Genomic DNA, 13,317 nt, shown 5'->3' on the forward strand with positions numbered 1-13,317 from the left:
AACCTTCAAGCCGCCGCGCAGCGTGCGCACAACCCATGTACTTCAAGGGTCTGCGCCTGCGGCTGGAAACCCAGCGCCTTGGCGCGCGCATCCAACGCCGCCACCACGTCGCGGTCTTCCAGCTCCACCGCGCTGTGGCACCGATCGCAGATGAGGAACGGCACCGAATGCTGGGCGCTATTCGGGTGATGGCAGGCTACAAACGCATTCACGGATTCGAGCTTGTGCACGAAACCGTTGGCCATCAGGAAATCCAGCGCGCGATACACTGTCGGCGGCGCGTCGGCGCCCACGCCCTTGGTGGCGCGCACCCACTCGAGCAATTCGTAGGCCTTCACCGGTTTGCCGGCTTCGGCGATCAGCTGCAGCACGCGCGCACGGATCGGCGTCAGCCGCAGGCCGCGCTCCTGGCACGCGCGCTCGACCGCTGCCACGAACGCCTGCGCGTCGTGGACGTGGTGGTGCGGGTCGGTACAGGCGTGGGCGTGCGGCATGGGCGATCCGTGATCAGGCGGTCGTACTTGTCTTGATAAGTGCTGCGTCGATGCGTTTCAAGGCTTCATCACGACCAGCCAGGTAGACGGTCTGCGAAATGTCGGGGCTGACCTGGGTGCCGGTGATGGCCACGCGCAACGGCTGCGCCACCTTGCCCATGCCGAGTTCGAGCGCGGCCGCAGCCTCGTGCAGCGCGGCGGACACACTTTCCGCACTCCACTCCGCCAGCGCCGCCAGGCACTCATGGGCCTTGGCCAGCGGCGCATGGGCGGCGGCCCCCAGATGCTTGGCCACCGCGGGCTCGTCGTACACCGTCAGCGGCTGGTACCAGACCATCGCCTTCTCGGCCATCTCCTTCAGGGTCTGCACACGGTCGCGCAGCGCGACCACGACATCGGCCGGTGAGGGACCTCGGGAGAGATCGATCTCCAGCTTCTTCAACTGATAAACCAGGTGCGGCGCGATGTCCGACGGCGCATCCGTCTTCAGGTAGTGCTGGTTCACCCAGCCGAGCTTGGCCATGTCCAGGCGCGCGGCCTTGGAATTCACGTCCTTTACATCGAACAGGTCAATCAGTTCCTGCCGCGTGAACAGCTCCTGGTCACCGTGCGACCAGCCCAACCGCGCCAGGTAGTTGATCAGCGCGTGCGGCAGGTAGCCGGCGTCCTTGTACTGCATCACGTCGGCCGCACCGGTGCGCTTGGACAGCTTGGCACCCTGCTCGTCCAGGATCATCGGCATGTGCGCGAATTTCGGCACCGGCGCGCCCAGCGCTTCGTAGATGTTGATCTGGCGCGGGGTGTTGTTGATGTGGTCGTCGCCGCGAATGACCTCGGTGATGCCCATGTCCCAGTCGTCCACGACCACGGCGAAGTTGTACGTGGGATAGCCGTCCGGGCGGAAGATCACCATGTCGTCGAGTTCGCTGTTGGCGATCTCGATGCGGCCCTTGATCAGGTCGTCGAAGGCGACCACGCCGTCGAGCGGATTCTTGAAGCGGATGACGCGGTTGGGGTCGTCACGGCGCGGCAGGCCCTGCTCGCGCGCGGCGCCGTTGTAGCGCGGCTTCTCCTGCTTCGCCATCGCTGCCTCGCGCATGGCGTCGAGCTCTTCGCGCGTCTCATAGGCGTAGTAGGCCTTGCCGGCCGCGACCAGTTGCTCGGCTACTTCGCGGTACCGGTCGATGCGGTGGGTCTGGTAGATCGGGCCTTCGTCGTAGCCCAGGCCCAGCCAGTCCATCGCATCGAGGATCGCGTCGATGGCGGCCTGCGTGCTGCGCTCGCGGTCGGTGTCCTCGATGCGGAGGATGAAATCGCCTCCACGATGGCGGGCCTCCAGCCAGCAGTACAGCGCCGTGCGGGCGCCACCGATATGCAGGTAGCCAGTGGGACTGGGGGCGAAGCGGGTACGGCAGGCCATGGAGAAGCTCAAGGTACGGAGTCCGACGATTTTACCGCGCCGCGACGGTTCTGCCGCGCTCGCCGGCCCGCACGCGCCGCAGCGCGCCCGCTTGGCGAGGCGCCCGGAAGGCCTTTCCGATAGAGGAAGCCCGTTGGGGAGGGCTTAGAATCGCCGCATGACCACGCTCTTCATCTCCGACCTGCACCTGGACGCTGAACGCCCCGCCGTCACCGAGTTGTTCGGCGCGTTTATGCAGCGGGAGGCCGTCGCGGCCGACGCCCTGTACATCTTGGGCGACCTGTTCGAGGCTTGGGTGGGCGACGACGATCCATCGGAAACTGGCGCCTACGTCGCGACCCGCATCCGCGAGGTCGCCGATGCCGGCGTGCCGGTGTTCTTCATCCGCGGCAACCGCGATTTCCTGCTCGGCAATGGCTTCGCCCGCCGCGCCGGCATGCGCATCCTGCCGGACCCGGCCGTCGTCATGCTGCACGGTAAGCCGGTGATGCTGATGCATGGCGACCTGCTGTGCACGGGGGACACGGCTTACCAGGCGTTCCGTGCGCAGACGCGCAATCCCGCGTGGCAGGCGCAGTTCCTGTCGCAGCCACTGGCGGCCCGGCTCGCCTTCGCCGCGCAAGCGCGCGCTGCCAGTGCCGCGCACCAAGGCGGCATGAAGCAGAGCGACAAGGCGCAGTTCGAAACACTGACCGACGTGACGCCGTCGGCCGTGGACGCGAACCTGGCGCAGTTCGGCATCGACATGCTGATCCATGGCCACACGCACCGGCCGGCGATCCACGACCTGACCGTCCATGGGCGAGCGTGCCGCCGCGTCGTGCTGGGCGACTGGTATGAGCAGGGCTCCGTGCTGCGTGTGGAGCCGGACGACATGACGCTGGAGTCGCTCTGACATCAGCGGCAAGTTGAAATGGGTTGTGGGAGCGACATAAGTCGCGATGACGTTTGCGAGGTAGTTCATCGCGACTTACGTCGCTCCCACGCTCTAGTGTGTATGCCGTCCGCAGGTGACCCAAGTCACTTACGGGGCTTCCAGCGCCGCCAGTTCGTCTTCGTCGAAGCCGGCCAACAGCCGCGCCTCGATGTTGAAAGGGCCATGCAGATAGCCGCCGGCATATTCCCTGAGCAGTTCGCGGAAGCGTGCGCGCGGCTCGATGCCGCGCTGCGCGCAGTACCAGCGATACCAGCGCGAACCGGCGGCGACATGCGCGACCTCCTCGCGCAGGATCAGGTCGAGGATCGCCACGGTGGCTCCGTCGCCTAGTTCGCGCAGTTTGACGATCATCCCCGGTGTGACATCCAGGCCACGCGCCTCCAGCACGCGCGGCACCAGCGCCATCCGCGCCAGCCCGTCATGCGCGGTCTTTTCGGTCATCTCCCACAAGCCATTGTGGGCGTCGAAATCGCCGTAGTCGTAGCCGAGTTCGCGCAGGCGGTCGCGCAGCAGCACGAAGTGTCGCGACTCGTCGTGGGCCACCTGCACCCAGTCGGCATAGAATGCGGCCGGTAGACCGCGGAAGCGGTACGCCGCGTCCCAGGCCAGGTCGATGGCGTTGAGTTCGATGTGCGCGATGGCGTGGATGAAGGCGGCCCTGCCGTGCACGCTGCCGAGTCCACGCCGCGGCAGATCGCGCGGATGCACGAGAGTCGGCTTCGCCGGTCGCCCCGGCATGCAGATGGGATCGGGCGGTGGCGCGTCGGCGGGAACGGCCAGCTCACCGCGCGCGAATTCGTCAGCGTATCGCTGCGTCAGCGCGACTTTATCATCCACGTCCGTCGCGTCCAGGCAGGCACGCGCAGCCTCGAGCAGCGTGGCCATGACGTGCGCGCCGCTTCAGCCTACGCGGCGCTTGCGCTTGGCTTCGTCCGAGCGTGCCTGCTCGATGCGTTCGAAATATCCCGGCTCAATGCCCGTGACGTATTTGCCATCGAAGCAGGAGGAATCGAAATCGGCGAGCTGCGGATTGCCTTCGCGCACGGCAGCCTCGAGATCCTCGAGGTCCTGGTAGATCAGCCAGTCGCAGCCGAGCAGCGTCTCGATCTCCTCGATGCTGCGGTCATGCGCCACCAGCTCATCGGCCGCCGGCATGTCGATGCCGTAGATGTTGGGGTGGCGCACCGGCGGTGCCGCGCTGGCCAGGTAGACCTTGCGGGCGCCGGCATCGCGCGCCATCTGCACGATCTGCTTGGACGTGGTGCCGCGCACGATGGAGTCGTCGACCAGCAGCACCACGCGGTTGCGGAATTCCAGGTTGATCGGGTTGAGCTTGCGGCGCACGGATTTCACGCGCTCGCCCTGACCCGGCATGATGAACGTACGGCCGACATAGCGGTTCTTGATGAACCCTTCGCGGTACTTCACGCCCAGCACGTTGGAGATTTCCAGCGCGGCATCGCGCGAGGTGTCGGGGATCGGGATGATCGTGTCGATATCGTGGTCGGGGCGCAGGCGCAGGATCTTCTCGCCCAGCTTCACACCCATGCGCATGCGCGCCTTGTGCACCGACACGTTGTCGATCATCGAATCGGGACGCGCGAAGTACACGTACTCGAAGATGCACGGTGCATGGTGTTGCGGTTCGGCGACGATTTCGCTGAACAGCTCTCCGCGCGCGGTGATCACGATGGCTTCGCCGGGCTGCACGTCGCGCATGCGGGTGAAACCCAGGATGTCGAGCGCGGCGGATTCGGACGCGATGATGTACTCCGCGCCTTCGCTGTGCTCGCGCTTGCCGAGCACCAGCGGACGGATGCCATGCGGATCCCGGAACGCCACCAGGCCCAGGCCCAGCACCACGCTGACCACCGCATATCCACCCTTGACGCGGCGATGCACGCCGGCCACCGCACGGATGGCGGCTTCCGGGCTGAGCGTACGCTGCAGGTCCAGCTCATGCGCGAACACGTTCAACAGCACTTCGCTGTCCGAATCGGTGTTGATGTTGCGGCGGTCCTGCGCGAACACGTCTTGGCGCAGGGCCTCGGTGTTGATCAGGTTGCCGTTGTGCGCCAGCGCGATGCCGTACGGCGAGTTCACGTAGAACGGCTGCGCTTCGTCCATGCCTTCGGACCCGGCGGTGGGATAGCGGCAGTGGGCGATGCCCACGCGGCCTTCCAGCACGCTCATCGCCTTGGCGCTGAAGACGTCCCGCACCAGTCCGTTGTCCTTGTGCACGCGCAGGCGTGTGCCGTCGGCGGTGGCGATGCCGGCGGCGTCCTGTCCGCGATGTTGCAGGACGGTCAGCCCGTCATAAAGCTGGCCGGCGACGTTCTGGTTGCCGACGATTCCGACGATGCCGCACATGGTGGATCTACTCCGGTTTCGACGCGGGTGAGGCGGACGAGGGGGCGTGGTCCTGCGGTGCGCCGGTGTCTTCCAGCGACATGGGTAGCAGGTTCTGCAAGCGCGCATTATCGCCCGCCGGGCGCCCGTTGCCAAAGTCCAATTCCTGCACGGTCCATTCCGGCAGCCACTGCGACAGCCATTGCGCGCCGGGCAGCAGCATCGGCACGATGGACGAGCGACGCCATTCAGGTTCACGCGGCAGATTCGTGAAGGCCACCAACAGCAGGACGATGCAGGCGACGAAAGCACCGCGCGCAAACCCGAGCGCCAGCCCCAGCACACGATCCAGGCCGGACAGTCCCACCGACTTGACCAGGTGGCGGATGGCCCACCCCGTCAATCCCACGAAGATCATCACGCCGATGAAGCTGAGCGCATAACCGCCCAACAGTTCGCTCGCCGAGGGCTGACCGTCGCTGGACAGCCAATACGCCGCGTCACCGCCGTAGTGGAAGGCCACCCAGCCGGCCAGCAACCACGCGACCATCGACGCCAATGCGCTGATGAAACCCCGCATCACACCGAACAGGGTCGACACGCCGACGATGGCCAGCAGGGTCAGATCGAGGGCACTCACACGACGCGCCCATGGCGGTCAGTCGCGCGACAGGGCAAGTCCATCAAGGGTGCGGACGGACCATGCCGTCGACACCGATCCTGGACGCCACCTGCGCCTTCAGGCGGTCCGCATCGGCACGGTTGGCGACCGGCCCGACGCGCACGCGGCTGAGCGTGCCCTTGTCGGTGCGGACCTGTTCGACGAAGGCGCTGAAGCCGGCACCGCGTGCGCGGTCGCGCAAGGCATTGGCGTCGGCGGCATTCGAGAACGCCCCCAATTGCACGGCGAAGCCGGTGCCGGAGGCCGCCGGCTTCGTTGCCTCGGCAGGCTTGGGCGTGGACGCTACCGGGGTGGTAGTGGTCGGCGCCGGCTTCGTTGCCGCTGGCTTCGCTTCGGGCGCGGCCGGCTTCGGCGCAGGCTTGGTGGGTTCGGGCGGCAGCGCCTGGGTGGTGACCGCCGCTGTGGTGGATGCGGCCGACGCGACCGACGCCGTGGCCGCAGGCCACGTGGTGGCCGGCGCGGTGTCGGCGACGTCCAGCGTCACGACCTGCGCGTTGACGTCGCCGCGGATCTTGATCGCATCCAGTCGCGCGGCTTCGGCCTGCGGACGGTCGGCGTAGGGACCGACACGCACCCGGAATGCCGGCTTGCCATTGATGGTTGCCGGCTCGACGAAACCCGGCAGCTTGGCCTGCTTCACGCGCGCCAGTACGGCATCGGCATCGGCCTGCGTGGCATAGGCCCCGAAACTTACGGCGAAGTCGCCGCCTGCCGTGGCGGCCGGCTGCACCGTGCCGGTAGCCGGCGCGGGTTCCGCGGCAGGTGCGGCAACCTGGCCCTGCAGTCCCACGGCGCCGGTTGCGGGCGCATTGCCCGGCGTTACCAGAGGCAGTTCGCGCGTCTCGAATTCGCCATTCGCAGCGGGCGGCACATCCAGTGGCACGTCCGACACGCCGCTGTCGGGCGCTGGGCCCTTCACCAGCATGGGCAAGAAGATGACGGCCAGCGCCACCAGCACGACGGCGCCGATCAGGCGCTGTTTCAGGGCAGTATCCATCCAGGTCCACGGCAGCTGCGGCGGGAATGCCGCGGCGATTATACGGCGCGCATCGGCGCGCTCCCCGTCATCGACCTGAATGCAGGGCCTGCAACGCGTCGGCGACGGTATGGAAAGAACCGAACACCAGCACGCGATCGCCCGGTGCTGACGCTTCAAGGGCGGCATACAATGCATCGGCCACGCCGGCGTGCAAACCCACCGTCGCCCCGATGGCGCCCTGCAGCCGAGCCGCGAGCTGTTCGGCAGTCTGCGATCGCGGACCCATCGTCAGGCCAGCCAGGAACCAGTGCAGCGGCATATCGGCCAACGCCGCCACTATCCCCTCTACGTCCTTGTCAGCGAGGGCTGCGAACACGACACGGGTGGTCCCCGTAATCGGATTACCCTGCAACCAGGACGCCAGTTCGCGTGCTGCCTGCGGGTTGTGGCCGACGTCCAGCACCACGTCCACGCCATCGCACCGGACCTGCTGCAACCGGCCCGGCAACGCTGCGTTGGCGACGCCTTGATGGAAGGCGTCATCGGGCACGGCGTCACCCGGCAACGCACGCACGGCGGCGATCGCGGTGGCCGCGTTCGCCCGTTGCGAGGGCGCGGACAACGCCGGCAGGGGCAGTACGAGTTCGGCGCCGACTTCGCGCCAGCGCCAGCGCTGGCTGTCGATGGGTTCGTGGAAGAAATCGCTACCCAGCCGCAACGCATTGGCGCCGATGGCGTACGCATGGCGCAGCACGCTCGACGGCGAATCCACTTCGCCCAGCACCAGCGGCTTCCAGGCACGCGCGATACCGGCCTTCTCGGCACCGATGGTTTCGCGCTCGTTGCCCAGCCAGTCTGTGTGGTCGATGTCGACCGTGGTGATAACGGCGACATCTGGATCGACGATGTTCACGGCGTCGAGTCGTCCGCCCAGTCCTATTTCCAGTACGGCCAGGTCGAGCCCCGCGCGCTCGAAAAGCCACAGCGCAGCCAGCGTGCCGAACTCGAAGTAAGTCAGCGTCGTGTCGACGCGTGCCGCTTCCACCGCCTCGAACGCAGCGACCAGCGAGTCGTCATCGATGTCGACACCGTCGATGCGGACGCGTTCGTTGTAACGCAGCAGGTGCGGCGAGGTGTACGCACCGACCTTCCAGCCGGCAGCACGCGCGATAGCCTCGATGAAGGCGACGGTCGACCCCTTGCCGTTGGTGCCACCGACGGTGATCACACGTCCCGCGGGCCTGCCCAGCGAAAGGCGTGCAGCGACTTCATGTACGCGCTCCAAACCCATCTCGATGGACTTCGGGTGCTGCTGCTCGATGTAAGCGAGCCATGCCGGCAGATCGCGAGGTCGGGTCACGGCGAACGACCCACCGGCGTCGGGTCCTGTGAAGGCGGCAGCTTGATGCCCCGCTGCGGGCGCGCACCTTGCTCCGCGGCCTGCAGCAACAGGCAATCATGGCCGTCGGGAACACCGCAGAGCACGCGCGTCATCAGGAAACCACGCTGACCATCCGTGGCGAGCCGCCGCCTGACGATAGAACGGGAGGCTCCCCGCCCATGGATCCACCATTGGCTGTATTCCTTGCCATCGACGACCGCGTAGAGCGCCACGCCCGGCGGCATCCCCTGCACCTGTTGCGCATTGCCACGTTCCAGCAGGAGGGTGATCGCTTCGTCCGCATTGGCGCCGGGGATGGGCTGGGGATCCGGAAGGTAGCCAGGCAGGTGGCCGTGCTCGTCAGCAGGCCCGACGGACACCCGATCAGCGGACGTCATCTGCGCGAGGAAAGAATCGTAGATATTCTCGTCACCCAGCCCGAAGTCAACCGGCATCCTGACACGCGAAGCGACAGCGCGCCCGTTCTCGATGGCGGGTGCGAACTTCCAGGCACGCGCGGCTTCGACCGCCGCCGCATCCAGGGCGGGATGGCCGGCCGACTGTTCGACCTGCACCTCCGTGACCTGCCCCGCTGCCGAGATACTGAGGAGCAATACGCTGGCGCCCGCGAAGCCACCACGCGCAGCTTCAGGCGGGTAACGCGGTGGAGGCGACTCGATGACACGGGGATCGACACGTCGCACTGCGGTGTCGGCAAGCACCTGCAACGGCAGCATCACGCCCAGCAGGGCGGACAGCCAGATTCGTTTCATTGGATTCCCCCGTTCGGCTCGGCTCGCGGAACGCATCGTACCCGATGGTCCTGCTCACCGACGGAGGCACGCCGCCCACGCGAGGGCGGCGCGGAACCGGCTACAATGCCCGATGCTTCGCTTCGCCGAAAAACGGCGTGTGGTGCGCGCAGTCGTTGAGGCGCACGACTTCGAGCTGGTCGACCGAGGAGCCTTCCAGCAGGTTGAGCGTGGTCGGCGCCTGGCGGAACGTCCAGAGCTTCGCGATCGGCAGGCCCAGGACGCGGCACAGCAGGACGCGGTTGACCGCATCGTGCGCCACGATCAGCAGGGTGTCGTCGTCACCCAATCCGTCGGCAGCGCGCGCGAGGCCGCGCCAGGAACGGTCGAGCACCTGGCGCAGCGATTCGCCGCCCGGCATGAGGACGGTATCCGGCTCCTCGCGCCACGCAAGCAGGCGCGCCGGGTCCTTGTCCTGGATCTCGCTGGCCAGCAGGCCTTCCCACTCACCGTGGGCGATTTCCTGCAGATCAGCGTCCGTGGCGAGCATGTCGGCGCGCGCGTCGCCCAAGGCGAGTTGCGCGGTGCGCTGCGCGCGCGACAGCGGCGACGCCACCGCGCGATCAATGCGTACGTCCTTCAAACGCTGGCCCAGCGCGGTGGCCTGGCGTTCCCCGACCGGTGAGAGCGGGATGTCGATCTGGCCCTGGTAGCGGCCTTCAGCGTTCCAAGGCGTTTCGCCATGGCGGGCAAGCAGGATGCGCATGCGTCGGTGTGTCCATTCGAGGGAGGCGGCCCCGTTTTCGTCGATCGGATACGAAGACGGGAGCGGATCATACCCGCTCCCGCCTCGTGCCTGCCGGCTAAGTTGCAGGTGTTACTTGCCGACGCCCATTTCCTTCAGCAGCTGCGGCGCGGGATAGACCTCCTGCATGATCCAGCGCAGGTAGCGGCCATCGACAGCGATCATGCGGGTCATCTCCGGATCGAACACCCAGTTGGAGCTGACCGATTCCCAGTTGCCGTCGAAGGCCAAGCCCACCAGCTTGCCGTGCGCGTCGAGCACCGGCGAACCGGAGTTGCCGCCGGTGATGTCCAGGTCGGACAGGTAGTTCACCGGGACCGAACCGATACGCTTGTCTTCCAGTCCGCCGTAGCGCTTGGCGGCCACGGCGTCGAGCAGCGCCTTGGGCGAATCGAACGGATCCTGTCCGGTTTCCTTTGCCACCACACCTTCCAGCGTAGTGAACGGGGTGTACTCCACGCCATCCTTCGGCGCGTAGCCCATCACGTTGCCGAAGGTGATGCGCAGCGACAGGTTGGCATCGGGATAGACGAACTCGCCCTGGCTCTTCTTGTAGTCGGCCAGCGCCTGCAGGTAGACCGGGCGCGCGGCCAGGTTCTCGCCGGCGCGCGTCTTGCGCTCCTGCTCGAGCTTGAGCAGCGTCGGCATTACCGCGACCGCGTACTGGATCGCCGGGTCGTTGCTGGCCTCGAACGCCTTGCGGTCGGCGGCAAACCACTTCAGGCGCTCTTCCGTGCTGCCGAGCTTCGTGGCGGCCAGTCGGTCGAGCGCGCGCTTCACCGCCGCGGCATCATTGCCGCCCAGCCATGCATCTACCGCGGCGACGCGCTGGCCGGCGGGCAGCTTGATGTACTCGTTCAACCAGTATTCCTGCAGCTGGCGATCCATCGCCGCCACGTAGCGGCGCTCGAGCTGCTTCAGGCCACCTTCGATGGCCGGCAGGTCGCGCTCCTGGTAGCCGGATTCGCGTTCGGCATTCGGCTTTTCGCGTTCGATCGACAGGCGGTACAGCTGCGTGGCGGAACCCAGCATCGCGGTGTTGTGGAACAGCGCCAGGGTCAAGTCGCGATCGCGCGTGGCCTTGCTCTGCTCCAGCAGGTCGAGCAGCTTGGCGTGCGCGTCCAGCGCCGGCTGGCCCTTGGCACCCTGCCCCTTCAGCCAGCCCAGTACGGCGGCTTCCTCGCGCTGCTTCTGGCCGGCGGCGTCGATGCGCCTGAAGCCCTCCAGCTGTCCGTCGTAGTTCTTGCTGGTGTTGTTCCAGCCTGCCATGGTGGCGGCGTACTTCACCTGGATGTCGGCATTCTGCTTGCCGGCTTCCTGCACCATCGCGATCTGGTTCTTGTAGTGGCGTGCGATGGTCGGATAGGTCCACTGCGCGGTGTTGTCGAACTCGGCCGCCAGCGCGTAGCGGTTGGTCGAACCCGGGTAGCCCGCCACCATGACGAAATCGCCCGCACCCAGCGGCTGGTCGGCGAACTTCAGCCAGTGCTTCGGCTGGTAGGGCACGTTGTCCTTGGAGAACGCGGCCGGCTTGCCGTCCTTGCCCACGTAGGCGCGGTAGAACGCGAAGTCGCCGGTGTGGCGCGGCCACATCCAGTTGTCGATGTCGCCGCCGTACTTGCCCACGCTGCCTGGGGGCGCGTACGCCAGGCGCACGTCCTTGATCTCCAGATTCTTGAACAGGCGGTAAGTGTTGCCGCCGGAGAAGCTGTAGAGGCGGCAGCGGAAACCAGCGTCGGCTTCGCAGTCGGCGATCAGCTTCTTCTCGAACGTCTCCAGCGCCTTGGTGCGCGCCAGCGCATCGTCGCCGGCGGAGGCGATGGCCGCCCGCGCGTCCTTCGTCACGTCGGTGATCTCGTCCAGCACGAACACGCGTGCGTTCGGCCCCGCGCTGACTTCATCGCCTGTCGTCGGCGCGTTGAAGCCGTTCTTGATCAGGTTGTTCTCAGCGGTGGAGTTCAGCTGGATGGCGCCGTAGGCGCAGTGGTGGTTGGTGACCACCAGGCCGTTCGGCGACACGAAGCTGGCAGTGCAGCCACCCAGCGCGACCACGGCGCCCATCGGGTCGCCGGTGAGGTCGGAGATCTGCTGCGGCGACAGCTTCAGGCCGGCCTTCTTCAGCGGCCCGGCGATCTCGGGCAGTTGCTGCGGCACCCACATGCCCTCGCCCGCCTGGGCGACCTGGGCGGCGAGCAGGGAGAGCGGAACCGCGATGGCGGCGGCGAGCAGGTTCGGACGCATGGAAACCCCGGGACTGGCAGGAAAGTTCCGATTGTAATGAACCCGTCATCCGCGCCGACCATGACTTATGTCCTACGCCGCCGGGATACGTCGCGCGCCGGCCCTGTCAAGAGGCGTCGCAACAGGGCCGTCGGGGACCGGAGCGTATAATCCGCGCCCTCATTTACCTGGATCTACGTCCGATGGCACAGACGATGAAGGCGCTGGTGAAGCGCGAGGCCGGCAAGGGCATCTGGATGGAGGAACTCCCCATCCCGCAGCCCGGCCCGAACGAAGTGCTGATCAAGCTGGAAAAGACCGCCATCTGCGGTACCGACCTGCACATCTACCTGTGGGACGAATGGAGCCAACGCACCATCAAGCCCGGCCTGACCATCGGCCACGAGTTCGTGGGACGCATCGCGCAGCTCGGTTCCGCCGTCACCGGCTACGACGTCGGCCAGCGCGTGTCGGCCGAAGGCCACATCGTCTGCGGCCACTGCCGCAACTGCCGCGGCGGCCGCCAGCACTTGTGCCCGAACACCGTGGGCATCGGCGTGAACCGCAACGGCGCCTTCGCCGAGTACATGGTGATGCCGGCCAGCAATCTGTGGCCGATCCCGGATCAGATCCCCAGCGAATTGGCCGCCTTCTTCGACCCCTACGGCAACGCGGCGCACTGCGCACTGGAATTCGACGTGGTCGGCGAGGACGTGCTGATCACCGGTGCCGGCCCCATTGGCATCATCGCCGCCGGCATCTGCAAACACATCGGCGCGCGCAACGTGGTGGTCACCGATGTCAACGACTTCCGCCTGAAGCTGGCTGCCGACATGGGCGCCACCCGCGTGGTCAACGTGGCCAACACCTCGCTGAAGGACGTGATGGCCGACCTGCACATGGAAGGCTTCGACGTGGGCCTGGAGATGAGCGGCAATCCGCGCGCCTTCAACGACATGCTCGACTGCATGTACCACGGCGGCAAGATCGCGCTGCTCGGCATCCTGCCCAAGGGCGCCGGCGTGGACTGGGACCGCATCATCTTCAAGGGCCTCACGGTGCAGGGCATCTACGGCCGCAGGATGTACGAGACCTGGTACAAGATGACGCAACTGGTGCTGAGCGGCTTTCCGCTGGGCAAGGTGCTGACGCACCAGCTGCCGATCGACGATTTCCAGAAGGGCTTCGACCTGATGGAACAGGGCAAGGCCGGCAAGGTGGTGTTGAGCTGGAATTGATCCGCATCCCGGCCCCACAAAAAAAGGCGCCTTGCGGCGCCTTTTTTGCGTCATGCCCTA

At 66.7% G+C, this 13,317-nt stretch carries 12 protein-coding genes; 2 read left to right on the forward strand and 10 right to left on the reverse strand.

Features of this window, described 5'->3' with window-relative positions; genetic code table 11:
- Nucleotides 1-5: 5 nt before the first annotated feature.
- Nucleotides 6-494, reverse strand: coding sequence for a Fur family transcriptional regulator (locus FB548_RS09570; protein ID WP_142124539.1), 489 nt, complete (start codon nucleotides 492-494; stop codon nucleotides 6-8).
- Between the two features lie 13 nt (nucleotides 495-507).
- Nucleotides 508-1,914 (reverse strand): glutamate--tRNA ligase, encoded by a 1,407-nt coding sequence (gltX, locus tag FB548_RS09575; protein WP_142124540.1) that lies wholly within the window; start codon nucleotides 1,912-1,914, stop codon nucleotides 508-510.
- A gap of 157 nt (nucleotides 1,915-2,071) precedes the next feature.
- Between gltX and lpxH the strand changes: the two genes are divergently transcribed.
- Nucleotides 2,072-2,809 (forward strand): UDP-2,3-diacylglucosamine diphosphatase, encoded by a 738-nt coding sequence (gene lpxH / locus FB548_RS09580; RefSeq protein WP_142124541.1) that lies wholly within the window; start codon nucleotides 2,072-2,074, stop codon nucleotides 2,807-2,809.
- Nucleotides 2,810-2,938: 129 nt separating this feature from the next.
- Here lpxH and FB548_RS09585 read toward each other — a convergent pair whose 3' ends face one another.
- The 8 genes from FB548_RS09585 to FB548_RS09620 all read right to left on the reverse strand — a co-directional run bounded on the left by FB548_RS09585 (nucleotide 2,939) and on the right by FB548_RS09620 (nucleotide 12,040).
- Nucleotides 2,939-3,736, reverse strand: coding sequence for a ferritin-like domain-containing protein (locus tag FB548_RS09585; protein WP_142124542.1), 798 nt, complete (start codon nucleotides 3,734-3,736; stop codon nucleotides 2,939-2,941).
- 15 nt (nucleotides 3,737-3,751) lie between these two features.
- Nucleotides 3,752-5,221: an amidophosphoribosyltransferase gene (purF, locus tag FB548_RS09590; RefSeq protein WP_142124543.1), complete on the reverse strand. Its 1,470-nt coding sequence runs from the start codon at nucleotides 5,219-5,221 to the stop codon at nucleotides 3,752-3,754.
- Nucleotides 5,222-5,228: 7 nt separating this feature from the next.
- Nucleotides 5,229-5,840, reverse strand: a complete 612-nt coding sequence (locus tag FB548_RS09595; protein WP_142124544.1) for a CvpA family protein — start codon at nucleotides 5,838-5,840, stop codon at nucleotides 5,229-5,231.
- A gap of 43 nt (nucleotides 5,841-5,883) precedes the next feature.
- The gene (locus tag FB548_RS09600) at nucleotides 5,884-6,879 is read right to left on the reverse strand and encodes an SPOR domain-containing protein (protein WP_142124545.1); all 996 of its coding nucleotides are present in this window, start codon (nucleotides 6,877-6,879) and stop codon (nucleotides 5,884-5,886) included.
- A gap of 67 nt (nucleotides 6,880-6,946) precedes the next feature.
- The gene (gene folC, locus FB548_RS09605; protein ID WP_142124546.1) at nucleotides 6,947-8,221 is read right to left on the reverse strand and encodes a bifunctional tetrahydrofolate synthase/dihydrofolate synthase; all 1,275 of its coding nucleotides are present in this window, start codon (nucleotides 8,219-8,221) and stop codon (nucleotides 6,947-6,949) included.
- The gene (locus FB548_RS09610) at nucleotides 8,218-9,015 is read right to left on the reverse strand and encodes an energy transducer TonB (RefSeq protein WP_185742057.1); all 798 of its coding nucleotides are present in this window, start codon (nucleotides 9,013-9,015) and stop codon (nucleotides 8,218-8,220) included. The genes folC and FB548_RS09610 overlap by 4 nt, the downstream gene beginning before the upstream one ends.
- Nucleotides 9,016-9,115: 100 nt before the next feature.
- Nucleotides 9,116-9,760: a histidine phosphatase family protein gene (locus tag FB548_RS09615; protein WP_142124548.1), complete on the reverse strand. Its 645-nt coding sequence runs from the start codon at nucleotides 9,758-9,760 to the stop codon at nucleotides 9,116-9,118.
- Nucleotides 9,761-9,871: 111 nt separating this feature from the next.
- Entirely contained in the window at nucleotides 9,872-12,040 is a 2,169-nt protein-coding gene (locus FB548_RS09620; protein ID WP_142124549.1) for a S46 family peptidase, read from the reverse strand.
- Between the two features lie 182 nt (nucleotides 12,041-12,222).
- Here FB548_RS09620 and tdh point away from each other — a divergent pair, with 182 nt between their 5' ends.
- Complete coding sequence (gene tdh, locus FB548_RS09625) at nucleotides 12,223-13,257, forward strand: L-threonine 3-dehydrogenase (RefSeq protein ID WP_185742058.1); 1,035 nt, start codon at nucleotides 12,223-12,225, stop codon at nucleotides 13,255-13,257.
- The last annotated feature ends 60 nt before the right edge of the window (nucleotides 13,258-13,317 follow it).

Origin of the sequence: Pseudoxanthomonas sp. 3HH-4, from assembly GCF_006716465.1 — a bacterium.
GTDB lineage: Bacteria > Pseudomonadota > Gammaproteobacteria > Xanthomonadales > Xanthomonadaceae > Pseudoxanthomonas_A.

Bases quoted from the DNA above. Each gene is read 5' to 3' on its own strand.
- FB548_RS09570 (WP_142124539.1), bottom strand. From the start codon at position 494: ATGCCGCACGCCCACGCCTGTACCGACCCGCACCACCACGTCCACGAC.
- gltX (WP_142124540.1), bottom strand. From the start codon at position 1,914: ATGGCCTGCCGTACCCGCTTCGCCCCCAGTCCCACTGGCTACCTGCAT.
- lpxH (WP_142124541.1), top strand. From the start codon at position 2,072: ATGACCACGCTCTTCATCTCCGACCTGCACCTGGACGCTGAACGCCCC.
- FB548_RS09585 (WP_142124542.1), bottom strand. From the start codon at position 3,736: ATGGCCACGCTGCTCGAGGCTGCGCGTGCCTGCCTGGACGCGACGGAC.
- purF (WP_142124543.1), bottom strand. From the start codon at position 5,221: ATGTGCGGCATCGTCGGAATCGTCGGCAACCAGAACGTCGCCGGCCAG.
- FB548_RS09600 (WP_142124545.1), bottom strand. From the start codon at position 6,879: ATGGATACTGCCCTGAAACAGCGCCTGATCGGCGCCGTCGTGCTGGTG.
- FB548_RS09610 (WP_185742057.1), bottom strand. From the start codon at position 9,015: ATGAAACGAATCTGGCTGTCCGCCCTGCTGGGCGTGATGCTGCCGTTG.
- FB548_RS09615 (WP_142124548.1), bottom strand. From the start codon at position 9,760: ATGCGCATCCTGCTTGCCCGCCATGGCGAAACGCCTTGGAACGCTGAA.
- FB548_RS09620 (WP_142124549.1), bottom strand. From the start codon at position 12,040: ATGCGTCCGAACCTGCTCGCCGCCGCCATCGCGGTTCCGCTCTCCCTG.
- tdh (WP_185742058.1), top strand. From the start codon at position 12,223: ATGGCACAGACGATGAAGGCGCTGGTGAAGCGCGAGGCCGGCAAGGGC.